Source organism: Acinetobacter sp. V89_4 (assembly GCF_029967875.1).
Lineage (GTDB): Bacteria > Pseudomonadota > Gammaproteobacteria > Pseudomonadales > Moraxellaceae > Acinetobacter > Acinetobacter oleivorans.
In genome coordinates this window covers 133,031-157,012 of sequence record NZ_JASCAI010000030.1, presented here as the reverse complement: position 1 = coordinate 157,012, position 23,982 = coordinate 133,031, and the positions used below count along the sequence as shown (strand labels likewise).

The 23,982-nt window shown below is 40.1% G+C and carries 21 protein-coding genes and 1 riboswitch; of the genes, 13 read left to right on the top strand and 8 right to left on the bottom strand.

The window, feature by feature from the left end:
* Positions 1-832 precede the first annotated feature (832 nt).
* On the top strand, positions 833-1,387 hold the full coding sequence (locus QLG01_RS18100) for a TetR/AcrR family transcriptional regulator (RefSeq protein WP_282497103.1): 555 nt from the start codon (positions 833-835) through the stop codon (positions 1,385-1,387).
* Positions 1,388-1,440: 53 nt separating this feature from the next.
* Here the strand turns inward: QLG01_RS18100 and QLG01_RS18095 are convergent, their stop codons facing one another.
* Both QLG01_RS18095 and QLG01_RS18090 read right to left on the bottom strand, forming a co-directional pair.
* Positions 1,441-1,674: a hypothetical protein gene (locus QLG01_RS18095; protein ID WP_005047819.1), complete on the bottom strand. Its 234-nt coding sequence runs from the start codon at positions 1,672-1,674 to the stop codon at positions 1,441-1,443.
* A 361-nt stretch (positions 1,675-2,035) separates the two neighbouring features.
* Positions 2,036-2,467 (bottom strand): SRPBCC family protein, encoded by a 432-nt coding sequence (locus QLG01_RS18090; RefSeq protein ID WP_282497102.1) that lies wholly within the window; start codon positions 2,465-2,467, stop codon positions 2,036-2,038.
* Positions 2,468-2,696: 229 nt separating this feature from the next.
* Here QLG01_RS18090 and QLG01_RS18085 point away from each other — a divergent pair, with 229 nt between their 5' ends.
* Positions 2,697-3,770 (top strand): alpha/beta hydrolase, encoded by a 1,074-nt coding sequence (locus QLG01_RS18085; protein ID WP_282497101.1) that lies wholly within the window; start codon positions 2,697-2,699, stop codon positions 3,768-3,770.
* A gap of 32 nt (positions 3,771-3,802) precedes the next feature.
* Here the strand turns inward: QLG01_RS18085 and yddG are convergent, their stop codons facing one another.
* A complete protein-coding gene (yddG, locus tag QLG01_RS18080) occupies positions 3,803-4,729 on the bottom strand; it encodes an aromatic amino acid DMT transporter YddG (protein ID WP_282497100.1) in 927 nt (308 codons plus the stop codon).
* A 204-nt stretch (positions 4,730-4,933) separates the two neighbouring features.
* On the opposite strand from yddG, the gene QLG01_RS18075 reads away from it, so the two are divergent.
* From QLG01_RS18075 to uca, 4 genes are all read left to right on the top strand, one after another.
* Positions 4,934-5,884, top strand: coding sequence for a 3-hydroxyacyl-CoA dehydrogenase NAD-binding domain-containing protein (locus QLG01_RS18075; protein WP_282497099.1), 951 nt, complete (start codon positions 4,934-4,936; stop codon positions 5,882-5,884).
* A gap of 286 nt (positions 5,885-6,170) precedes the next feature.
* A riboswitch (guanidine-I (ykkC/yxkD leader) is annotated at positions 6,171-6,266 on the top strand.
* Between the two features lie 28 nt (positions 6,267-6,294).
* Positions 6,295-7,035, top strand: a complete 741-nt coding sequence (locus tag QLG01_RS18070) for an urea amidolyase associated protein UAAP1 (RefSeq protein ID WP_199987105.1) — start codon at positions 6,295-6,297, stop codon at positions 7,033-7,035.
* 15 nt (positions 7,036-7,050) lie between these two features.
* The gene (locus tag QLG01_RS18065) at positions 7,051-7,704 is read left to right on the top strand and encodes an urea amidolyase associated protein UAAP2 (RefSeq protein ID WP_000217380.1); all 654 of its coding nucleotides are present in this window, start codon (positions 7,051-7,053) and stop codon (positions 7,702-7,704) included.
* A gap of 2 nt (positions 7,705-7,706) precedes the next feature.
* On the top strand, positions 7,707-11,312 hold the full coding sequence (uca, locus tag QLG01_RS18060) for an urea carboxylase (protein WP_282497098.1): 3,606 nt from the start codon (positions 7,707-7,709) through the stop codon (positions 11,310-11,312).
* Positions 11,313-11,352: 40 nt separating this feature from the next.
* Here the strand turns inward: uca and QLG01_RS18055 are convergent, their stop codons facing one another.
* Positions 11,353-11,889, bottom strand: coding sequence for an NAD(P)H-dependent oxidoreductase (locus QLG01_RS18055; protein WP_013198312.1), 537 nt, complete (start codon positions 11,887-11,889; stop codon positions 11,353-11,355).
* Between the two features lie 93 nt (positions 11,890-11,982).
* Here QLG01_RS18055 and QLG01_RS18050 point away from each other — a divergent pair, with 93 nt between their 5' ends.
* The 5 genes from QLG01_RS18050 (at position 11,983) to QLG01_RS18030 (ending at position 15,976) form a co-directional block, all read left to right on the top strand.
* The gene (locus QLG01_RS18050; protein WP_013198311.1) at positions 11,983-12,348 is read left to right on the top strand and encodes a helix-turn-helix domain-containing protein; all 366 of its coding nucleotides are present in this window, start codon (positions 11,983-11,985) and stop codon (positions 12,346-12,348) included.
* 220 nt (positions 12,349-12,568) lie between these two features.
* A complete protein-coding gene (locus tag QLG01_RS18045) occupies positions 12,569-12,694 on the top strand; it encodes a hypothetical protein (RefSeq protein WP_001000625.1) in 126 nt (41 codons plus the stop codon).
* A gap of 4 nt (positions 12,695-12,698) precedes the next feature.
* Positions 12,699-13,133, top strand: a complete 435-nt coding sequence (locus tag QLG01_RS18040) for a transcriptional regulator (RefSeq protein WP_001118705.1) — start codon at positions 12,699-12,701, stop codon at positions 13,131-13,133.
* Positions 13,134-13,145: 12 nt separating this feature from the next.
* Positions 13,146-14,957: an allophanate hydrolase gene (gene atzF / locus QLG01_RS18035; protein ID WP_282497097.1), complete on the top strand. Its 1,812-nt coding sequence runs from the start codon at positions 13,146-13,148 to the stop codon at positions 14,955-14,957.
* The gene (locus QLG01_RS18030; protein ID WP_282497096.1) at positions 14,954-15,976 is read left to right on the top strand and encodes an ABC transporter substrate-binding protein; all 1,023 of its coding nucleotides are present in this window, start codon (positions 14,954-14,956) and stop codon (positions 15,974-15,976) included. The genes atzF and QLG01_RS18030 overlap by 4 nt, the downstream gene beginning before the upstream one ends.
* A gap of 51 nt (positions 15,977-16,027) precedes the next feature.
* Here QLG01_RS18030 and QLG01_RS18025 read toward each other — a convergent pair whose 3' ends face one another.
* From QLG01_RS18025 to QLG01_RS18010, 4 genes are all read right to left on the bottom strand, one after another.
* Complete coding sequence (locus tag QLG01_RS18025; RefSeq protein WP_032070481.1) at positions 16,028-16,909, bottom strand: ABC transporter ATP-binding protein; 882 nt, start codon at positions 16,907-16,909, stop codon at positions 16,028-16,030.
* Positions 16,909-17,853, bottom strand: a complete 945-nt coding sequence (locus QLG01_RS18020) for an ABC transporter permease (RefSeq protein WP_282497095.1) — start codon at positions 17,851-17,853, stop codon at positions 16,909-16,911. Before QLG01_RS18020 ends, QLG01_RS18025 begins: the two co-directional genes overlap by 1 nt.
* A 95-nt stretch (positions 17,854-17,948) precedes the next feature.
* Complete coding sequence (locus QLG01_RS18015) at positions 17,949-18,350, bottom strand: hypothetical protein (protein ID WP_282497094.1); 402 nt, start codon at positions 18,348-18,350, stop codon at positions 17,949-17,951.
* Positions 18,343-19,683 (bottom strand): MFS transporter, encoded by a 1,341-nt coding sequence (locus QLG01_RS18010; RefSeq protein ID WP_282497093.1) that lies wholly within the window; start codon positions 19,681-19,683, stop codon positions 18,343-18,345. Before QLG01_RS18010 ends, QLG01_RS18015 begins: the two co-directional genes overlap by 8 nt.
* Before the next feature lie 98 nt (positions 19,684-19,781).
* On the opposite strand from QLG01_RS18010, the gene QLG01_RS18005 reads away from it, so the two are divergent.
* Positions 19,782-20,678, top strand: coding sequence for a LysR family transcriptional regulator (locus tag QLG01_RS18005; RefSeq protein ID WP_282497092.1), 897 nt, complete (start codon positions 19,782-19,784; stop codon positions 20,676-20,678).
* Between the two features lie 106 nt (positions 20,679-20,784).
* Positions 20,785-23,979, top strand: coding sequence for a type VI secretion system Vgr family protein (locus tag QLG01_RS18000; RefSeq protein ID WP_282497091.1), 3,195 nt, complete (start codon positions 20,785-20,787; stop codon positions 23,977-23,979).
* Positions 23,980-23,982: the final 3 nt, after the last annotated feature.

Genomic DNA, 23,982 nt, shown 5'->3' with positions numbered 1-23,982 from the left:
TGACGATAAGGAAAGTGAATATTATTCTTTCTTTCTGGTAGGACGGAAAGAGGACATCTTAGGGTGTGCTGGTCTCTTTGGCACCAGTCTGCTAACTCTTTTCCGTTCTGCTACCATAATTATTTAGTAGAGATTAGTAGGATTATATCCATACCTGAGCTTTTATTTAATTATTATAACTAGACAAACAGATCTTACATATCAATATTCAATTAGGTTTTTAAATCTTCAAAACTTGAAAATAATTTAAAACCCAACCGCTCTACTTTAATACGATTGTCATTTCACACGCTTGACGACAACAAAAGCGAATACTATCCTTTGCGGGCTAGCCTACATTGCTAGCGGGTTTTAGCAGACCCTATCTAACAAAGACGATATACGAAACCTAGTTTTGTGTATCGTGAACTCGTTCGCCCCCTTTTTCTCTACGGTAGGGCGGAAGGGGGACACCTTCGGGTGTGCTGGTTTCTTTGTTGCCAGTCTGCTAACCCTCTTTCGTCCTGCCACCATCATTTAGCAGTGATCGGTAGGATTTCTTTTGTTAACAAAGGAGTCCGCTATGCGTACTAATTCTTCTCATTTTTTGGCCTTTGCCAAACTATCTCTGCCCATACTGCCAAACTGGTCTTTAAAACGGTTTAATCGACTCCAGGTTTTCTACTCCTTAAGAATCGTTACGACTAAAAAATCATAGCAACAATAAAACCGAGATAGGTCAGCACACCATTTTAGTGCTGCTTTTGCATGCCTGTTTTTTAGCACTCATTTTAAGAGTGACGGCACTTCTATCTCTTTTAGATACAACAAAAAATTATTTTAAGCGGTATACATGAAAAATTTAGAATCTTCATTTAGAGCGCTGCGCGTGCTTCACGTAGCAAAAGATTTATTTAATCAAGATGGTTTTCATAAGGTCGGCGTTGACCGAATTATTGCGGAAGCCAAAATTCCCAAAGCTACTTTCTATAATGACTTTCATTCAAAAGAACGACTGATCGAGATGTGTCTGACTTTTCAAAAAGATGCGCTCAAAGTAAAAGTATTTTCCATTCTTAATTCATACAAAGAGCAAATGGTGCTTGATAAACTCAAGCAGATTTACCTTTTACATGCAGACTTAAATGGTTTTTATCATTTGCCCTTTAAAGCAATTTTTGAAATTAAAAAGCTCTACCCAAAAGCCTATAGCGTGGTGATTGAATATAGAACTTGGCTCATAAACGAAATCTATAAATTACTTTTAACCGTCAAAACTACGGCTTCAATGAAAGATGCGCACATGTTCTTGTTTGTGATTGATGGGGCAATGGTTCAGCTTTTAAGTAAAAACAGTGTAGATGAGAGAGACAAGCTACTCGAGTATTTTTTCATAATGCTCTCTTAGCTCTAAATCTACACACTTTCTAAAAGTAAAAAGCCCGTAATTGGGCTTTTTATTTATTCGAGCTCTAGTTGATCGTCATCTTTCGTGACTTTGATTTTCAACTTTTTATATTTACGCTTGTTTGGATCTAAAGCAGAGTTTGTTACTTCATCAGCAAATTTTGGATTCTGCATGAGTTTGGCATAGGCTCTGTAACCTATACGAATTCTGGTAGGTGGACAATCTGTTCTTTTGGAATAATATTCAATAAGCGAATTTAATTCCTTTAACAAACTCTGATGTTCCATTGTATTGCTTATTTTCTATTAATTAGTAAGTTGTTTTCAGCATACTAAACTTTAGAAAATTTCTAAAGATGTAGTTGATATACATCACTTTTAATAAATGTTAATTGATTTGCATTTATTCTATTAAGAGTGAATTAATTTGCATTTTATTTGGTATTTCTGATTTCTTTTTAATCAAACAGTCATAACCAAGGTGTAAATTAATGTTAGAAAAAGAAAATAGATAGAAGATTGCCACGAACAATAACTATTTAAGCAATTTTCTCACACTGTGGTATTAAGCTGACTTTAACGAGTCGGCTTTTGTTTTTGTGGCTAAATAAAAAGCCCTTAGTTGGGCTTTTTATTTGATATGTCTCGATTAAAACTTAAGTTTTTTAAGTCCGCGGCTTACGCCATTTTGTAAAGCTGCTTTAATGATCGGGCCAAGAAAAGGCACTCGTCCTTTAAAGCTAATGGTGTAATCCAAACGAGTACGGTTGTTTCCCAAATCAATAAACTTCATTACACCACGGTGACCTTTAATTGGGCTAATACCGCTTGTGATTGCATATTCGATGAGTTCATTTTCTTTGTAGACTAAATTTGTTTCTACAAATGAAGGTGTAAATGGCATAGACATTTTACGAGCAGAGCCAACACCATTACGAGCGTCTTTTCCGTTACTAATGCGAGTCACTTTAGCAGGAGCGAAAAGTTTGCTCAGGTTTTCATGTTCACTCAAGACGGCAAAGACCTTGTCTACGGGTGCATCAAATTCTTGTACGATGTTGATTGTTTGAGTTTTTAACATCTTGTTCCCTCTAGAAATTATTTTGACATGGACGATTGTCAGAATTTGGATATTAGCATGCTTTGGGCAATGGGGGAATTCTAATCCATCGGAGTTTTAAGTTTTCGGCACTCAGACCCTGAATTTATCAATTGACCTAAATACTAAAACATCTGCTTTAACCTAACATGGTTAATTAAAATTTAAACGCCTAATATCTATGCTTGGGATAAGAACGAGTACAACAAAAATGAATGCTGTTCAACCAACAAAGCCCGCAGGTGTTATGCGGTATTTAATAAGTAAACTGAGTGTAATAGGCCTCGTAGTCTGTGTCACAAGTGCATCTGCCGCTAAAGAAATAAAATCAGGAGATTCGGCAATGGGTTATCAAAATCAAGCTGCTTGGCAACAAATTGAACAATTTCTTCCTCAAGAATTTCATATTCCTAAAGACCAGTTACCAAAAGAAGAATGGTGGGCTTGGAATGGTAATAACATCCATTTGGATACTTATCGAAATCCAAATGCAAAAATTAAAGTGATTTTATTTCATGGTGTAGGTACGAATGGCCGACAAATGTCGATGATTTTAGGTAAACCATTGGCTAATCGGGGATATGAAACAATTGCAGTCGATATGCCGGGCTATGGTGTAACTCAAGTTAGTAAAGGCAAGGTTATTAGCTATAACGATTGGGTGCAGGCTGGTAGTGATTTAATTGATATTGAATTAGCAAAAGATAGTCGTCCGGTTGTGCTTTATGGCTTAAGTGCAGGTGGAATGCTGACGTATCACGTCGCAGCTAAGAATAAAAAAGTGAAAGCAATTGTAGGAATGACCTTTCTTGACACAAGTAGTCAGAAGGTTACAGACACTGTAGCAAGTAACTTATTTATGAGTCGAGTAGGGACACCAATTGCGCATTTGACTGCAAAAACACCTCTGGCCTCAATGCGGATTCCAATGAGCTGGGCAAGTAAAATGAGTACCTTGGTGAATAATAAAGAGGCTTTAAAGGCTTTTATGAAAGATAAAACCTCGGCTGGTAACTCGGTTTCACTCACATTTTTAGACTCATATATACATTACAAACCTGAAGTGACGCCTGAAGAATTTGATGTGTGCCCAGTCTTGTTAACTCAACCAGAAAAAGACCGTTGGACTCCACTTGATTTAAGTACACCATTTCTTAGCCGTATTCAGAAGGTACCTGTAAAAACCGTAATATTGGAAAATGCAGGGCATTACCCATTAGAGCAACCGGGTTTATCTCAAATGGTTGATGCCATTGATAGCTTTTACAGCACTACGGTGAAATAACGAGTAATTGTGACTCGTTTTAATTCTGCTCGTTACGGTTTTTTATTTCTTAATTTTTTAAAGAAAGGCTGAATCACAGACCAGTTGGTTGAAATCCAGCAAATAAATGAACCAGCCGTAACCATGGCTGTTCCTTGCCAAAAGCTTAAGGACAATTGAGTTTGTAAAATAAACATCGCCAAAATAGACGAAATAATAGGGGTGAAATACGAGCCAACCACAAGCATGGTAATGTTCCCATGAATGATGCCAATGTTCCATGCCGCATAGCCAAAGCCAATTGCAGCGGATGCAACTAAAAGGGTGATTACAGTTGGAATATCCATTGAAGGAATGGCGAATTGCCCAGAGAGAAGCAGCTTGAGCCATAGCGTTAGGGCAACACAAATAAAGAAAATAGAGATCGGGTTTTGCCCATTACTCATTTTTTTGGTGAGTACACAGTAAAAAGCCCAAATAATGGCACCTACAAATGCCAAAATATAGCTTAGAGGGTTGCTATGCAAATTATCGACAATGCTACTTAGACTAAAATCACCGCTTCCAGTTTGAATAAAAATAATGCCGGAAATTGAAATAAGCAAGCCGAGAATAATAAGAAAATTAAACTTTAATTCCTTAAAAATAACAAAAGCCAAAACCGTTAAACTCGGCCACAGATAGTTAACAATGCTGACTTCAATTGCTTGTTGAGGGCTTTGAGAGTAAGCAATCGCAAATGAAAAACACAGCTCGTAAGCAACGAACAGGACTGTACCCAATATTAAATATTTTTTAGAAATCTGCTTAAAGTCTGGAACTTTGAAAATGGCAAGCAACAGTAGCGCACTTAAAGAATAAATAAGCGTCACACCTAGCTCAGGTCCAATGGCGGCACTGACTTGTTTCATCAGACCGACCATAGATGCCCACATGAGAATGGCGCTTAGACCAATCAATGTTGCTAGATTTTTTGACATAAAATTCAGTAAATAACGGTTAGAAAATGGTAAAAGATTAAGCTGTGCTGGCGAAAGGAATAAATTTTCAAGATAGGGAATATAGGACAAATTATATAAAATATAAACAATTAAATTTATTGATTGGTTGAATCTGCTATGTTTATTTAAGCATCCAATTGGGTAAAGAAATTTCGAATAAAACAACATTGTGACGAGGAAAATATGGAAGTTATTAAAACGGTTGGTGTGGTGGGCGCAGGCGTAATTGGAGCAAGTTGGACCGCCTTATTTTTATATAAAGGATTTAAAGTTAAGGTTTACGATCCTTATCCTATAGATGAAGCGATTTTTAAAAAAAGAATATACGCAAATTTAAACGATTTATTGGCTTTGGACCAAAACGCTGAACACACATATTCTCTAGCAGATGTACTGCTTCATCTGGAAATTTCTAATCATTTGAAAGATGCGGTTTCAGATGTAGATTTTATTCAAGAAAATGCACCTGAACGTCTGGATTTAAAACAAAAGCTGTATCAAGAAATCACCTCATATTGCCCTGAACATACCATTATTGCTTCAAGCTCTTCAGGCTTAAAAGTGTCTGATTTTCAAAAAGAGGCAAAACATCCTGAACGTATTTTACTAGGGCATCCTTTTAATCCGCCTCATCTTTTACCTTTGGTCGAGATCGTGGGTGGTACTTTGACGTCTCCACAAGTTTTGAAACAGGCTTCTGAGTTCTATAAACAATTAGGCAAGAACCCAATCGTTTTAAATAAAGAAGTCAAAGGGCATGTAGCAAACCGCTTGCAGGCTGCGCTATGGCGAGAAGCCTTTTCACTGGTTGAACAAGGGGTGTGCTCTGCCGAAGATGTTGACGTCGCTATTACCAGTGGGCCGGGTTTAAGATGGGCGTTATTTGGCCCCTACATTAATATGCAGCTTGCAAACCAAAAGGGCTTTAAAGAAGCGATCCATCATTTAGGCCCACCGATGACAGAATGGTGGAACGATATGCAAGCATTTCAACATTCAGACGAGACAACAGACTTATTAGAAACACAAACCAACCAGCTGTTAACACAATATGAAGATATCGATTTATACCAAACCAGAGATAAAGGATTGGTGGATATCTTAAAGCTCAGACAGCAGCTCAAGTTAGATTAAGACCAGTCTTCATAATAGAGCCAATCATTTTAATATAGAGATGATTGGCTTTTTGCTAGATCAAATAACAAAAAATATTCCTAGCTGAAATTATTGTGCATTCATTAAATATTATTCAAATCTCTATTGAGATAATTACTGCGGTACTGATGCTATGAAATGCACAGTTTTTAGTGCAGCTTTTTACTTTGTATTTTAAACCGCACCTAAATGGCCCAAGATTGGTATTACTTTTAACCAAAATCGTAATACTAATCTGGCATGTCCTTTGCATAGTCTTAAGCAATCAAAAGTGATCTAGGGTTCCGATACTTACAGTATGACTGGACCGAGAGTTCACGGTTCCTAGCGAACTACACGGAGGGATAAAAGCCCGGGAGGAAGTCTAAAACTATCCGACAGGAGTAGCTATGAACACTGCAAGTTATCATAACAATCAGGCGATTTGGACCGAACTTTTACCCGGAGGACATCACTGGTCGGGTCGTATTCAAAAAGGAACTATTCTTAGATTTACATCGCTTGGCGCTCAGGCAAATGTTTCTTTGTTTTGTGTAAATGCTGCCGATGTGCTTGAACGTTTTAACATGCCCGACAGTTTAAAAGGGCAACATACTGCCTATTTAAAAGCTTCCAATGTGCTGTACTCAGACCTAGGCCGTGTGATGGCTTCGATTGTTCACGACGATCATGGTTGGAATGATGCGCTTTGTGGCCCAAGCCGACCTGAGCAAATTGAAAAGCAATTCGGTACGCGTACATTTCAAGATGCCCGCAATGATATGTATCAAAACGGCTTAGACAGTTTACTAATTGAAATGTGTAAATACGGACTTGCCAGCCAAGACCTGAGTGCCGCGGTTAACCTATTTTCTAAAGTTGTGCCAGATGAAAACGGCGCTTTGTCTTATGTCGGTTCTGATAACACTGATCAAAGCATTGAATTGCGTTTTGAAATGGACTGCTTACTATTTTTATCTGCTGCACCGCATGGTTTAGATACTAGCCCAATCTATCAACCTGCCGATATTCAACTCAGTCTATTTAAAGCCAATTCTCTAACAGACAGCGATATTTGTCGTGATGCATGTTCGCAAAATCAGCGTGCGTTTCAAAACACAGCCCGCTACTACGCGCTTAGCAATATTTAAATCAGGAGAAGCATCATGACAGTTTTACAATCATTTGAAAAAGCAGTTTTAAATGAGGTTTGTCCTGCGGGTGAAGCGTGGATGTGCGAGGTTAAAAAGGGCCAATATTTTCGGATTATTGATCTTGAGGGAAACCAAGCGGTCGATACTTTATTTATGAGTGCCGAAAATCCAACTGAGCGTTATAGTGCAATGGACACTTTGGCTATCAACCAACAAATCTATTTAGAAAAGGGCACCAAGCTCTATAGTAACTTTGGCCGCCCAATTGCCGTTATTCATGATGATAACTGCGGGCGCCATGACACCATTGGCGGCGCCTGTTCATGTGAAAGTAATACAGTTCGCTATGCACATGAAACGTACCCTATGCATAGTTGCCGTAACAACTTTATGTATGCCTTGGCAAAACACCCAATTGCAAAAAAGCATGGCTTAAATGTGCGTCACATCGGCCCAAACATTAACTTTTTTATGAATGTGCCTGTGACACCAGACGGTCAGCTTAAATTTGATGATGGAATTTCAGGACCGGGTAAATATGTCGAAGTTCGGGCAGAAATGGATTTAATAGTTTTAATTTCCAATTGTCCTCAGCTAAACAACCCATGTAATGCCTATAACCCAACCAAAATTCAACTGGTTGTCCGTGAAGCGGAAGGGGTGTAAGCATGTTCAAAAAAGTTCTGATTGCCAACCGTGGTGCAATTGCCTGCCGCGTCATTCGCACCCTTAAAAAACTCGGGATCGCTTCGGTTGCAGTTTACTCCGAAGCCGACCGTGATTCATTACACGTGACTTTGGCCGATGAAGCTTTCTTGATTGGACATGCACCTGCGCATCAAAGTTATTTAAATATTGAAAAAATCCTTGAGGTTGCGAAACGGTCGGGAGCAGAAGCTATTCACCCCGGTTATGGTTTTTTGTCTGAAAATGCCGAGTTTTGTGATTTGTGCGAAAGCCAAGGCATTGCGTTTATTGGGCCAACTTCAAGCCAAATGCTCGATTTTGGTTTAAAACATACCGCGCGTGAACTCGCTATTAAAAGCAATGTGCCTTTACTTCCGGGCAGTTCACTACTTGCCGATGAAGCCGAGGCCTTGTTTGAGGCAGCCCGTATTGGTTACCCAGTCATGCTGAAAAGTACCGCGGGCGGTGGTGGTATTGGTATGCGTCTGGTCTGGAATGAAACCGAGTTAAAAGATGCTTATCAAACCGTATCTTATTTAGCGCAAGTCAATTTTAAAGATGCAGGTTTGTATTTAGAAAAATTTGTACAACATGCACGCCACATCGAAGTTCAAATTTTTGGTGATGGGCAAGGGCAAGTTTTAGCCTTGGGTGAGCGTGATTGTTCGGTACAACGCCGTAATCAGAAAGTCATTGAAGAAACACCCGCTCCACACCTAAATGAGCAGCAACGCGACTACCTGCAAAAAGTTGCGATTCAACTCATGCAGTCGGTGAACTACCGCTCGGCAGGCACGGTTGAGTTTGTCATGGACACTGAAACCCAAGAATTTTATTTCTTAGAGGTTAACACGCGTTTGCAAGTTGAACACGGCGTGACCGAGCAAGTTTTTGGTGTCGACTTAGTCGAGTGGATGGTTACATTGGCAAGTGGTGACTGGTCAGTACCAACAGAAAAGTTAGAGCCAACAGGACACTCTATTCAGGTTCGTCTTTATGCAGAAGATCCGATTAAACAGTTCCAACCAAGTGCAGGCTTACTCACGCATGTTAAATTTGACCCGCAAGCACGGGTCGAAACATGGGTGGAAACAGGGTCAACAGTGTCATCTTTTTATGACCCAATGATTGCCAAAATCATTGTGACCGCTGGAACACGTGAACAAGCCATACAGGCAATGAGTGCTAGTCTTGCCAACACACAAGTGGCAGGCATTGAAACCAATTTGGAATATTTACAAAATATTATTGCTTGCGATGTGTTTGCTTTAGGTACTCAAACCACTCGATTTTTAAATACGTTTGAATGGAAAACTCAAAAAATTGAGGTGTTGCAGGCTGGCATTCAAACTGCCATTCAAGACGTAACAGGTCGACTAGGTTATTGGGATGTTGGTGTGCCGCCATCTGGTGCGATCGATCCACTCAGTTTAACGGTGGCAAACCAGCTTCTGGCCAATGAACCAAATACCGCAGGGCTTGAATGTACTTTGCAAGGGCCAACTTTAAAGTTTCACTGCGATAGCCAAATTGTCATTACCGGCGGTGATATGCTGTCAAAACTTGATGGCGAACTTGTGCCGATGTGGCAAACCATTAATGTAAAAAAAGGCCAAGTTTTAAAATGCGGGCTTATCCGTTCAGGTTGCCGTAGCTATATTGGTGTGAAAGGTGGTTTCGATGTTCCTGACTATTTAGGGTCACAGGCGACTTTCACTTTGGGGCAATTTGGTGGACACGCGGGCCGTAATTTATTAATTGGCGATATGCTGCCGATTACTGAATATTCCGCTCAATCGACTACAGCTTTAGCTCAAGCACAAATTCCTAGCTTTACCCAAAACTGGGAAATTGCAGTCATGTATGGCCCACATGGCGCTCCAGATTTTTTCACCAAACAAGATATTGATACCTTCTTTGCCAACGAGTTCGAAATTCACTATAACTCAAGCCGTACAGGTATTCGTTTAATTGGACCAAAACCTGAGTGGGCGCGTGAAGATGGTGGCGAGGCAGGTTTACATCCTTCCAATATCCATGACAATGCTTATGCGATTGGGGCAATTGATTTTACGGGCGATATGCCAATTATTTTGGGTCCAGATGGTCCGAGCTTAGGTGGCTTTGTTTGCCCTGCGGTAGTCATTCATTCCGAGCTTTGGAAAATCGGGCAGCTTAAAGCAGGTGATAAGGTCAAATTTGTGCCTGTGAGTTATGCGCAAGCAAAAGAACTCGATCAAAAATATCATCAAAGCTTAACCGCGACTGATACAACTAATATTGATTTCAACCCAACCATTCAAGCAGAACCCGACACTTTAAAAGATGCCGTTTTAGCTACTTTAGACGGTAAAGCTGACTTACCAAGCGTGACCTATCGACCAGCAGGAAATAGCTATTTGTTGGTGGAATATGGCGAGTTAGTACTCGATCTAAATTTACGTTTCCGCATTCATGCGCTCATGCAATGGGTCAAAGATCAAAACATACAGGGTATTATCGACTTAACACCGGGCATTCGTTCACTGCAAATTCATTTTGATTCAATTCGACTCGATCAACTGGAGCTTTTACAGAAACTTCAACAGGCAGAAGCTGAATTACCTGACATTCAAAATATGCAGGTTCCTTCACGGACTGTCTATTTGCCTTTAGCTTGGGAAGATTCACAAACTCAGCTTGCCACCGAGCGCTATACGCAAATTGTTCGTCCAGATGCGCCGTGGTGCCCTGATAACGTCGAGTTTATACGCCGTATTAATGGTTTAGCTTCAAAGCAAGCGGTTAAAGATGTGGTTTACAGTGCGAATTATTTAGTGATGGGTTTAGGCGATGTGTATTTGGGCGCGCCAGTTGCGACACCACTCGACCCACGCCAACGGTTAGTTACTACAAAATATAACCCTGCACGAACTTGGACACCTGAAAACGCCGTGGGCATTGGCGGTGCCTATATGTGTGTGTACGGTATGGAAGGGCCGGGTGGCTATCAGTTTGTTGGCCGTACTACCCAAATGTGGAGCCGTTACCGTAAAAATGCCGACTTCGAAGATGGCAAACCGTGGCTACTGCGTTTTTTTGACCAAGTTAAGTTTTATGAAGTTTCTGAGACTGAACTTTTGCAAATGCGTGAAGACTTTAAGGCGGGCCGCCTACAACTTCGTATTGAAGACGGTGTACTCAATTTAAAAGAATACAACGAGTTTTTAAAAACACATCAAGACAGCATTCAAGCCTTTAAAGACATGCAACAAGCCAATTTCGAGGCTGAACGTCGCCGTTGGCACGAAGCAGGTTTACAAGAATATATCTCTGAAAGCCTAGATGCTGTAGATGAAGGTGAAACCGTGGTTATTCCTGAAGGCGGTTGTGCAGTCGAATCACACATGCCGGGGTCAATCTGGAAAATTGAATGTGCATCGGGAGATATTGTTGAAGAAGGTGCAACCCTTGCGGTGATTGAGGCAATGAAAATTGAAATTCCAATTATTGCGCCCGAACGCATGAAGGTTGAAACCATTACCATTGAAAAAGGGCAAACCGTAAAAACAGGACAAGTGCTATTTACATTGGCACCTGTGGCCTAAATTAAAAAGAGAGCATCGATATTGATGCTCTCTTTAAATCTTATGCTTCAGATAAATGCTTTAATACTTTATGACCATGTTCAACCGCTTCTAATTTAATTTTTGACTCTGGGTTACCTGATAAAGGCGATACGTCATAAAGCAAGTAAGTGGCGCTTAACTGCATTTGCGTATATTGAATTGAATATTGAACCGCTTTTAAAAAGCTATCGATTAAGTTTTCTTGGTCGTTCACCATGTTGGCTTCTGTTTGGCCTACCGTCATACTAATAATGACTTTTTTGTCTTTTAATTTATCGCCCTGAGAGCCATAAGCAAACTGATAAGTAAAAACTTCATCAAACCATAATTTCAAAATTGCCGGCATATTAAACCAGAACATTGGATATTGCAGAATGATGGTGTCATGGCGCAACAAGGCTTCTTGTTCAGCACTTACATCAATTTGGTAGTCTGGATAAAGTTGGAAAATATCTCGGACTTCAAGGTCTGGATAGGTTTTTACGAGTTCATTCACAATCGTTTTATTTGCAATCGATTGAGCGTAGTAGGGATGAGCTAAAATCAGTAAAGCCATGAGAGTGCCTTTAAACTATAAAAATAATAGTCACTATAATTTTTATAGTATTGGCGTACAATAACTATCAAAGTTGATAGGTAGCATTAAAAAATGGCAAATACTGAAAATACATGTGAAGTCACAGTAAATGGAAAAACTTATCCATGTCATATCAGTATGGCTATGGACTTGGTGGGTGGAAAATGGAAATGCGTGATTTTGTATTATTTAAAAGATAAGCCGAAACGCTTTAATGAAATCAAGCAACTCATTCCTACAATTACTGAAATGACATTAAGTCTTCAACTCAAGCAGTTAGAGCAAACCGGCTTAATCTCTAGAACGGTTTATGGTGAAAAAGCACCGATCAAAGTTGTCTATGAAATGACAGATTTTGGAAAAACTTTTAGGCCAGTTTTAGATTCTTTATATGTATGGGCTCATAGTTTGATTAGTCTATCTGAGGTTGCAGAATAAAAGTTCGATTCACAATTAGTATAATTAATATAAAAGATTGATTTTTTAATGCTCACTTTAATTAGCCCCATCCCTGTGCATGGGGCTTTTTTTTGCCCAAAAATCACTCATAAATATTCATAAAGCCTATCAAAACGACGCTTAAAAACTGGCACATTTTCTGCATCTCATATCAGTAATACAAAAAATGAATTTGGTAATACCAAACTAGAGGTGCGATATGAACGATGTAAAACCTGTGGTTCAACCAAAGCCAACTTTAAAAGCCTTTTTAGTCGAATTGCTCAGCGTACGTGCAGGCGTATATATCAAGCAAAACAATCAGCCGCCTAAAACAAAAGGATAAGACTGTGGCAAAACAAAAGTTGGCTCGAATCAGTATTACCGTACCTGAAACGACCCTCAACGCACTCGACCAAAAAATTGTCGAGCAGAACTATGAAAGTCGCTCACAAGCCATTGTCGACATGATTAATAAACACCTGATCGCGGAGCAGGCACAGGCTAATGAGGTCATGGTGGGCACCTTAACGCTGCTTTATGACGCTAGCCAAATGACCTTGCGTAATCAATTGGTCGATTTGCAGCAACAGTTTTTAGCACAGGTGATTAGTTCACTTCATATCCAGCTCGACCAACAAAAGATATTGCAAGTCATGTTAATGCAGGGCGCAAGTTCTGAACTCAGACAAATTAGCCAGCAATTTATTGTGCTGAAAGGGGTGATTAAAGGGCATTTAGAACTGATGGATGCCGTCATGCCGCCTATACAGCAAAATGACTAAATGAGGAGTAGCGTGTTGAAAAATTTATGGACCATTCAAGACTGGAAAACAGCATATCAAAACGTGCAAATCCATCTTGAAGATTTGATTAGTTATGTTGCAGAAATTAAAAATGATGACCATGCGTGGATTGAAATTGCATCGAACGAGCAGATTCAATCGCAAATTGATGTTTTAAAAGACCAGAATATTGCTGACTTACCTCTATACGGTGTGCCATTTGCAGTTAAAGACAACATTGATGTCGCTGGCTTTCACACGACTGCTGCCTGTAAAGAGATTCAATATTTAGCGAACCAAGATGCCGCCGTAATTGCTAAGCTAAAAAAAGCAGGGGCGATTGTGATTGGTAAAACTAACCTCGATCAGTTTGCAACGGGGCTGGTTGGCGTTCGCTCTCCATACGGTGCAGTAAAAAATAGTTTTAACCCTGAATATATCAGCGGTGGGTCAAGCTCTGGTTCGTCAGTGGTGGTTGCCAATGGTATTGTGCCTTTTAGTTTGGGGACAGACACGGCGGGGTCAGGGCGTGTTCCTGCGGGCCATAACAATATTGTGGGCCTCAAACCGACAAAGGGCTGGTTTTCTACCACAGGTTTAATTCCTGCCTGTCGAACTATTGATGTCATTTCTATTTTTGCACTGCATGTTGATGATGCGTGGACCATTGCCAATTTAATGCAGGGCTATGATGAAACAGATGAATATTCACGAGTACATCCAGCCAATGTACCGACTCAATTTTCTAAACGAAAAATAGCTATTCCAGCTCAGCTTGAGTTTTATGGTGATCTTGAATCTGAAAAAGCCTTTTTAGTTGCAGTCGAGCGCGTAAAAAAACTGGGCTATGAAGTTGAGAGTATTGATTTCAGCGCGTTTAATGAGCTTGCTGCTGCACTTTATAGTGATGCATGGGTAGCGGAAAGAACAGTCGCCGTTGAACGCATGACAACGCGTGACAAAGCACATCCTGTTATTGCCCAGATTATTTCTCAGGCAGATAAATTCAAAGCAACAGATGCACTTCAAGCTGAATATAACCGCGCGGTACTGGCGCGAAAAATTAATTTGGCGTTAAAGCCTTTTGATGCATTGATGGTTCCGACAGCGCCAACCATTTATACCATTGCCGAAGTTGAAGCCGATCCTTTAACTAAAAACGCGCACATGGGGGCCTATACCAACTTTGTCAATTTTTCAGATCTTTCTGCATTGGCCTTACCAAATGTACTGCGTGAGGATGGTTTACCAAGCGGGGTAACCTTTATTGCACCTGCTTGGCACGATCAGGCATTGGCAAATTTTGCACAACTCTGGCAAACCGAAACATTGCTGAGTTTAGGTAAATCAACTCAACATTATCAAAAAAGTATAGACATCCAATCGAGTCATTCAGTGCAGCTTGCGGTCGTCGGAGCGCATTTAACAGGCATGCCACTTAATTTTCAGCTCACTAGCCGTAATGCCACTTTGCTCAGGAAAACCCAGACTGCAGAGACCTATAAACTCTTTGCCTTAAAAAATACCACGCCACCAAAACCTGGCCTGCAATACGATGCAGCAGGGACATCAATTGAAGTCGAAGTATGGGATGTTCCTTTAGCAAATTTTGGAGCCGTTGTGGCTGAAGTACCTGCACCTCTTGGCATTGGGAACCTCAAATTAAAAGATGGTACATGGGTCAAAGGCTTTATTTGCGAAGCTTATGCCATTCAAGATGCAATCGATATTAGCCATTTTGGAGGCTGGCGAGCCTATATACAGTCACTCAATCAAACCGCTCAAAGTGTTATTAATAAAAATGTTGGGGAAGTTTCTATATGATTAAAAAAGCGTTTTTATCCGTATCTATTTTATCGGCAGTTGTATTGGGTGGGTGTGACAATACAGCTAAAGTGCCTGAGGCTAAACAAAACGCTCAGGCATCCACAAATACAAAACCAATTACGATTGGATATAGTGATTGGCCGGGCTGGGTGGCTTGGCAAGTGGCTATTGAAAAAGGCTGGTTAAAAGAAGCAGGCTTAAATGTAGAGTTTAAATGGTTTGATTATTCGGCTTCGCTTTCAGCCTTTTCCGCAAATCAGCTCGATGCTGTGTTGGTCACCAATGGCGATAACTTGGTAACAGCTTCGGGTGGCACGCAAGGCATGATGATTTTGGCAACGGATTATTCTGCGGGCAATGATGTCATTATTGCGAAAGAGGGCATTAATACCATTCAAGATTTAAAAGGAAAATCGATCGGCGTCGAAAAAGGCTTGGTTGATCATCTTTTACTAGCGACAGCTTTAACCGACCATAACATTAAAGCGAATGAGGTAAAGCTGGTAAATTCAGCGACGAACCAGTTACCTCAAGTATTTAATAGCCCAGATATTTCCGCGATTGCTGTTTGGCAACCTGTTGCAGGTCAGGCATTAAAAGCAGTGGCAGGCTCTAAAATTATCTATACTTCTAAAGACAAGCCGGGTTTAATTTATGACACCTTAACAGTCAACATGAGCCATTTAACAGCTCATCAAGAAGAATGGAAAAAAGTCATTCAGGTGTGGGATAAAACAGTTAAATATATTAATGACCCTGCAACACATGCTGATGCAGTTAAAATCATGGCAAATCGTTCAGGGGTCGACCCAAAACAATATGAGTTGATGGTCAGCGGTACGCATTTATTAGATATCAATGCCAATAAAAAAGTATTTGCTAAATCTGATGGCTTTGACTCGATTTATGGCTCTACTTATCACGTCAATAAATTTAACGTTGAAAACGGTATTTATAAAACCGAACAAAATGTAGATGGGCTGATTTATCCGACACTCATAGAACAACTCAAATAAGCCTAGTAAATAAAAAAGCCCAAGTTGAACTTGGGCTTTTTAATGTGTTTCTTATTTTTCTGTACTGACCTGAGTCATACGCGGTATTTTTGGTAAGTCTTGTAAAGCAGGGTCAAGCTCATCTTCTTCGGCGTGAACTAAATAATCTACCCGTGAACGAAGCTGTTTAAACTCAGGGGTGCTCATTAAGTCGAGTGAGCGTGGACGCGGCAAATTAACTTCAATAATTTCTTTAATTTCACCGGGATTGGCTTTGAGTGCCACAATTCGGTCTGCCAGTAAAATAGCTTCATCCATGTCATGGGTCACAAAAATAATGGTGATATCAATGTTTTGCCATAAATCCATCAAGTGCTTTTGCATTTTTTGACGGGTGTGTGGATCGAGTGCACCAAAAGGTTCGTCCATGAGCAAAATTTTGGGTTGATTAACCAGTGCTCTAGCAATCGCAACGCGCTGTTTCATGCCACCAGAAAGTTGGTGTGGATACTGATTTTCATATTTTTCCAAACCAATAATATTGATCCATTCACGTGCTTGAGCTTCGGCTGTCATTTGACTAGCGCCGCGCATTTGCGGACCAAACATCACATTTTCTTTTACAGTTTTCCACGGAAAAAGGGTATAACCCTGAAACACCATGCCGCGTTCAGGACATGGACCCGTAATGCATTCGCCGTCTACTAAAACTTCTCCACTATGGTATGGGTCTAAACCTGCAATAACACGGCTCAGTGTCGATTTGCCGCAGCCAGAAGGACCAATCACACAAATAAATTCTCTTTTATGAATTTTTAAATCGAGCTTATTTAAAACAGTGCGTTCGCTGTGACCATGTTTAAAGACTTGGCTCAGTTGTTTGGCTTCTAAAATAACAGGGCGTTCATAAATTTTTTGAAAGTATTCATGCGCGTTAAATGTTGAATCATTCATTATTTTGCTCCTACTTTCCACGTGAACATCCGCTCACCTAACTTCATTAATAGCCAGTCACAGACAAGACCAATCACACCAATAATCAAAATAGCTGCATAGACATTGTCAAAGTTTTGATAGCGTGCCTGTTGGGTAATAAACCATGTAATACCCGAGGTCGTACCGATCAACTCGGAAACAATTAAATAGGTCCATGCCCAGCCCAATAGCACACGTAAGTCGCGGTAAATATCAGGTAAGGCCGCAGGAATCACCACATGAAATAAACTTTTGAGCTTATTGGTGCCAAGCGTATAACCAGCTTCAATTAAGCTTCGATCTACCATTCGAGTGGTATTGGCAATAATAAGAATTTGCTGAAAAAGTGTACCAATCACAATAATGGCAATTTTAGGTGCATCATTAATTCCTAAAATTGCCACTGCAAGTGCACCAAACGCAGGTGCGGGTAAGTAACGGAAAAACTCGACAAAAGGTTCCGTCAATAAGGATATACGCTTAGAAAAACCACACAAAATACCCAGTGGAATCCCAATCAGGGAAGAGATAAAAAAGGCTGAAAATACCAGTTTAATACTGTGCCATAAACTTTGATGAAACCACGGCGAATCAGGTTGTTCTGGTGGTGTGGTAAAGGCGGTGACCAAAGCCTTAGCGACTTCATGGGGAGCAGGTAAATAAATCGGATTGACCAAAATACCTTGTGGTGGTGCAGAATTTCGATTGACTGCATTTTGTGCTTCGAGATAGAACACATTTTTATCAATGCGACTTCCTACTTGTAAGTAAGAAACACTTCCCGAACTCGTGATTTGTACTTGAGGATGCCAAACAAAAGGTAAGTAACTGATTGCGCACCAAAGACATATTGGAATAACGAAAGAACAAATACTGAGAATCAGCTTGTTCTTTCCCGTAAATTCCTTTGCAACATAACCCATATCGATAGCTCCCCATTTTGATCAGTATTACGATTTTCATAAAACGTAATATTGTTAAGCAAAATAGGTGCCATCTTTAAAATGCTTTAGATGAGTTAAGAAGATGAGGGAACTAAAGTTTCATGTAAGTAAACCCAATAACATTTTTCGCCTTCTACTTTAATGCAGGCTGTAGAGGTACGTACTGTTTCCGTTTCATCAGTTTGCTGATGTTCCTGATATTGCACCCAACAATAATTTTCAAATTCGTATAAAGCTGTACTCTTAATAATGTCGATTTTTAATGAAGGTTTTTTTCCAATATTTTGGCTAAATAAACTATTCACTTCAGCGAAACCAATACTCTGGCCTTGAACCGTAACCATCTTAAAATTCTGATCAAAGCTATCTAAAAGAGGCTTAAGACTTTGCTCTACATTTTTGCCTATAAATACATTTTCTATTAAAACATGTAGGTCAATGACACTTTGAATGGCTTGATCCATTTGTTTAGACATGGGTTTTCTCCTTTAAAACGGGAATGAGTGAAAGTAAGCAGATCAAAGCTGCAATTAAAAAAGTATGTTGATAACGAAGCAGATCGCTTGAGCCAGACATCAAGTTATATATCGAAATGAGAACAACAGTACCGACACTAAATGAAACCTGTCGATTAATATTCCAGAGCACACTTCCTTGTAATAAATCTTGTCCTGAAAAATCAATCAATGAGCTAATTTGGGCAATATTGGCACTTAGACCGCCACCCATACCCATCAATAAATAAGCAATCACTAAAAAGCTCAAAGGACTAGCGTTTGAAATATAAAACAAAAGAAATATGCCAAAGCTATGTAGGGTTATTCCAATAATAAGAAGAGACTTTTTTCCTAACCGTTGATAGAGCAGGCCACCACTAATCATGGCTGCGAGTGCCCCAGTTGCATAGAGCAACATGAATAAACCAGTTTGTTTTGCATTAAAGCCAAAGTTAAGTTGTAAATTAAAAATATTGAGTAAATTAACGCCAGTAAAAATACCCGGAACGGCGTAATAGACAATAAATGCATTACGTAAATTTTTATTTTTTAATAACTCAAGATTAAGAACAGGATGGGAAATTTTTTTCGCATGTCGAATGTAAAAAATAAGCATTCCGACTGAAATTAGAAAACTCGTTATAGCGAATAAGGCGTTATGGTAATCACTATAGAAGGAAAATGAGAGTAACAAACATAACAGGCTTATATTGAAAATAACCAAGCCTTTTATGTCTGGTTTTTCACTCGACACATTCTCTGTTTTTTTAACCCATAGCCATGCTAGAGCTGATGCAAGTAAAGAAAAAGGAAGATTAGAAAAAAATACCCATCGCCAACTCAATGAATCAATAATCACACCACCAAGGGCGGGTGAAAAAGCTGGAGCTATTAAGGCAATTGCCATAATCATTGTAGAAATGCGTTGGCGCTCTTGATTGGGGAATAAGGCATATACGAGTGCTTGGCCTACGGGAATTAATAAACCTCCAGCGATACCTTGAATAAATCGCCAAAAAATTAAGCTATAAATCGATTCACTAAAGCCAATAAAGCAAATGCTTATCGAGAATAACAGCATTGAATAACACAATAACTTTTGGTTCCCTAACTTGGTGGCTAACCATAAACTCATCGGCATGATTAAAATGAGGCCGAGAATATAGGCATTTGTTACCCAAGCGACCATGGATTGGCTGACTGAAAATGATGATGCAATATTAGGTAAAGCAATTGCTGACATAAAAATGTTAATGCAATCAATAAAGAACCCAAGTAAAAACACCGTTGCTATTTTATATCGATAAGACATACCTACCTCCGTGCAGGCAGGGTAAGATTCGGCTCTTTTATTGTCGATGCAAGCGAAGTAAAATCATTGTTTAATAATTTCAAACAATCGGCTGAATTGTGCAAAAAAATCTCAAGCAAATTACTAGTTTTTTACAAGTTGTCGATTCCGGTTCTTTTACCAAGGCTGCTGAAATTTTAGGCTTAAGCCGATCAATGGTGAGTATTGATATAAAACAATTAGAAAAGCAGCTCAATACAAGCCTATTAATTCGCAACACCCGTAATATTGCATTAACTGAAATCGGTCAGCATTTTTATGAGGATTTTAAACAAATCCAACTTCAGATTGATGAGGCATTTGAACGAAGCCAACACTTAGGCACAAGCATTACAGGCACTTTAAGGTTTTCGTCTACCAATGAATTTGGCCAACGTTTCATTCTACCTTTGCTTCCTGAGTTTTGTCGGCTTTACCCAGATTTACGTTTACAGTATTCGTTTAATTCATCTCTCGATGATTTAGTGACTGAAAAATTAGATCTGGTTATTCGACTAGGGAATTTAAAAAACTCATCTCTAAAAACTCGAAAAATCGGAGAATATCCAATTTATCTTGTGGCTACTCCGCAGTTTATAAATGACCATCCTATAGAAAATATATCTGATTTAGCAGATGTTCCTTGGATTGGCCACACCTTATTAAATTGGCAAGATTCACAATATATTTTGCAAAACAGTTTAGGGGAGCAATATTCATTACCTTTTATTCGAAGTCAGTATGAATCAAACTCGGTTACAGCAATTCATCAAATGGCTCTTTCATCTTTAGGTGTGGCGATTTGTCCTGCATGGTTAGTTGATGAAGATATTCAACAAAATCGCTTAATTCGATTATTTCCTGATTTTTCGTTACCGCTACAAAGTATTCAATTACTTTATCCTCATACCTCTAATTTACCGGCCAAAATGAGAGCATTTATAGATTATTTAATAGCCAATCTTTCTTTCAATTAAACTAAAAAATATGTAAGTCATGGAAGATAAGCTAATTTATATAAATAGACAATTCTGTCTGTTTTTTATAAAATATCGATGATTATGACTCAGTTTTATAATAACGATGTCCCATAAAATATTTCAAATTTTAGATAGTTTAGGTTTGGTCGCACAGAATCGCGTAGTTCATGTGCAATTTTCCAACCCATCATTAAACAATCAAGTCTTCTTACAGCGCATTGAAGGCGAGCATACGCTCAACCAAGGTAGCGTTGCTGAATTACTGTGTCTGTCGACGAACGCGCATATCGCATTAAAACAATTTATTGGCTGTCAGGTTGCTGTTGATCAGGTCACTGACACAGGCCAGTTTTTTAGAACAACAGGTATTATTACCGAAGCGAGCCAAGGCCAAAGCGACGGCTCACTCACCATTTATAATTTAACCTTAAAAGATCCAACTGCACTCTGGCATAAACGCCGCAATAGCCGTGTGTTTATGAATAAAAGCGTGCGCGATATTAGCGAAATTCTGTTTAAAGAATGGCAGGAGAAAAGCCCGTTATTTGCCTCAAGTCTAACGCTTGACACATCTGGCTTAACTAAAGACTACGATGTGCGTCCATTTGTGATGCAGTCAAACGAAAGCGATTATGACTTTTTAACTCGTTTATGGCGTAGCGAGGGCATTAACTGGCTGGTCGATGAATCGCAACTTTTGATCGCTGACCCGAATGCTCCTATTCAGCCACAAGTCCTACGTTTAATTGATGAAAATCAGAATTATAAAGCCCTTGATCGCCGTAACTTACGCTACCAACGCAGCAGTGCTACAGAACAGTTTGATACCATTACTCAGGTTAAAGCTGAGCGCCGCTTACAACCGACTTCGGTTCATGTACAACGCTGGCAAGCCGATGCCCTGCAACAAGAAGAAGGCAGTGGCAGCGTACAAGGCACGCAAAAGCATAGCGAACACTATGACAATGCTAGCCTGAACCTTGAAGATGCATGGCATGTTAGCCCCGCTTGGATGCAAGACTTAAAGGGTGAAGACCAAGCCACCGCTTCTGGTAATAGCCAGATTGAACAATTGAACCAGCACATTAATGCGTATCATCACCTAAGTTCTAAACAGTTTACCGTTTCAGGTAACGTTCGTGATGCACAGGTGGGTTATTGGTTTGAACTCAATGACCACCCAGAACTCGATCAACACGACAGTGCCGATAAAGAGTTCTTAATCTTAAGCAAGCACTACTACAACCAGAATAATTTACCGAAAGAATTACAACAGGAACTTGAGCGTCTGTTGCCAAAAGACAAACTCAAGGCAGCCCAGCTCGACATACAAAACCCAGAGCAGCGCCACTTTGCTGAGCTGAACGTGGTTCGACGCAATGTTAAAGCTGTACCTGAATATAACCCGCTAGATCACCGTCCAGCTGCTCACCCGCAGCGCGCTAGAGTGGTGGGGCTGGAAGGTGAAAGCATTCATGTCGACCAGTGGGGACGCATAAAAGTCCGTTTCCTGTTTACCCGAACTGATGACCATAGTCATGACGGTGGCGCAGGTAGTAATGATAATGACACCGACTCCGCTTGGGTCGATGTGCTGACTCCATGGGCTGGCGCAGGTTATGGCGTACGCTTCTTGCCTCGCGTGGGTGAGATTGTTGTCATCGACTTCTTTGACGGCAATGTTGACCGCCCGTTTGTGGTGGGCCGTATTCACGAAGCTGAACGTTATCCAACCCAGTTCGACCAGAAAGGCCAGTTACCCGACACTAAAAAACTCAGTGGCATCCGCTCAGAAGAAGTCGACGGTAAAGGCTTTAACCAACTCCGTTTTGATGACACCACAGGCCAAATCAGTGCCCAGCTACAAAGTAGCCATGCAGCTAGTCAACTCAACTTGGGTAACTTAAGCCATCCAAAAGATAAGGCGGAAAGTGATGGTCGTGGTGAAGGCTTCGAACTCAGAACAGACCAATGGGGAGCGGTAAGAGCTGGTAGTGGCTTACTTGTTAGTACCTATAAACAGGACCAAGCTCAAGGCGTACACCTTGATGCAAATGAGGCCAAGCAACAAATTGAAGGCGGCCTCAACAATGCCAAGGCACTCAGTGAAGTTGCTAAAAATCAGCAAACTGATCCATTGGAAGTTCTTGAGAACTTAAAAACGTTCATAGAACAAATTGAAGAAAAAGATCAAGACAAAGCTGCCGCTTTTAAGCAAGCCTTGATGATATTAACCGCACCTAACAGTATTGCTCTAGCCAGTAATGAAGACATTCACCTCAGCGCAGATGCTCAGTTAAGTCAAACTGCTGGAGACAGCATTAATCTGTCTACCCAAAAGAATTTAATCGCGCATGCCCAAAATAAAATTAGCCTTTTCTCAGCGCAAGAAGGGGCAAGACTCTATGCAGGCAAAGGCAAAGTCGAGATACAAGCACAAGGTGACGGAGCAGATTTAATTGCCCGTAAAGCTGTTCAGATTATTTCGACAGAAGACAAAGTTGAAATTAGTGCTTCTAAAGAAATCGTTATCACGGCGGGTGGATCTCAAATCAAGATTAATGGCTCGGGAATTTTCCCGGTCACTGGTGGAAAGTTTGAGGTGAAGGCTGGGCAGCATTTGTTTATGGGGGGAGGAAGTGCGAATTTTAGTTCTTCACTACCGCCTCCGCCCAAACGTAGCCCAGGAAATTTAGAGCTCATCCATGATTATGCGCATGGTGAGTTTGTTAAAGGTGGAAGTTATACGGTTGTTGACAACTTAGGAAAAGAAGTCACTGGCAAGTTGGATGATAAGGGATTTGCAAGAGTTTCTGGCTTAGCAACAGGTGCAGTAAAAGTCTTCTTTGAACCAGATCACCGTGATCCTTGGGATGCAGCAAGTGACTTTAAACGTCCAGTTGAGTGGCCGAATAAGAATGATGCAGATACTGAACAATCAGATTCATTAATTGCACAAATGAGTAAAACAGCCCAGTCCAAGCTTGGTGAATTATCTAAACAATTAACCAATCCTGCGAATATTATGAAAAATATTCAAACTGCACAAAGTATAAAATCTGAAGGGGCAAAGGCTTTAATGCCAATGTTAAAAACAGAGGCGCAGGGATTAGTGACTGATCAAGTGAAAAGCTTTTTACCCATTTCAGAAGTAGGCCAAAAAATAGGGAACAACATTGATCTTGCATCAATTCAAAAAATAAATGACTTCAGCAAATTAAGTTCTGTTGATGGCGGTAGCTTGATAACTAATGCTCTTCCTCAATATTTGCAAAGCCCTTTTAAAAAGAATTCGTAGAGA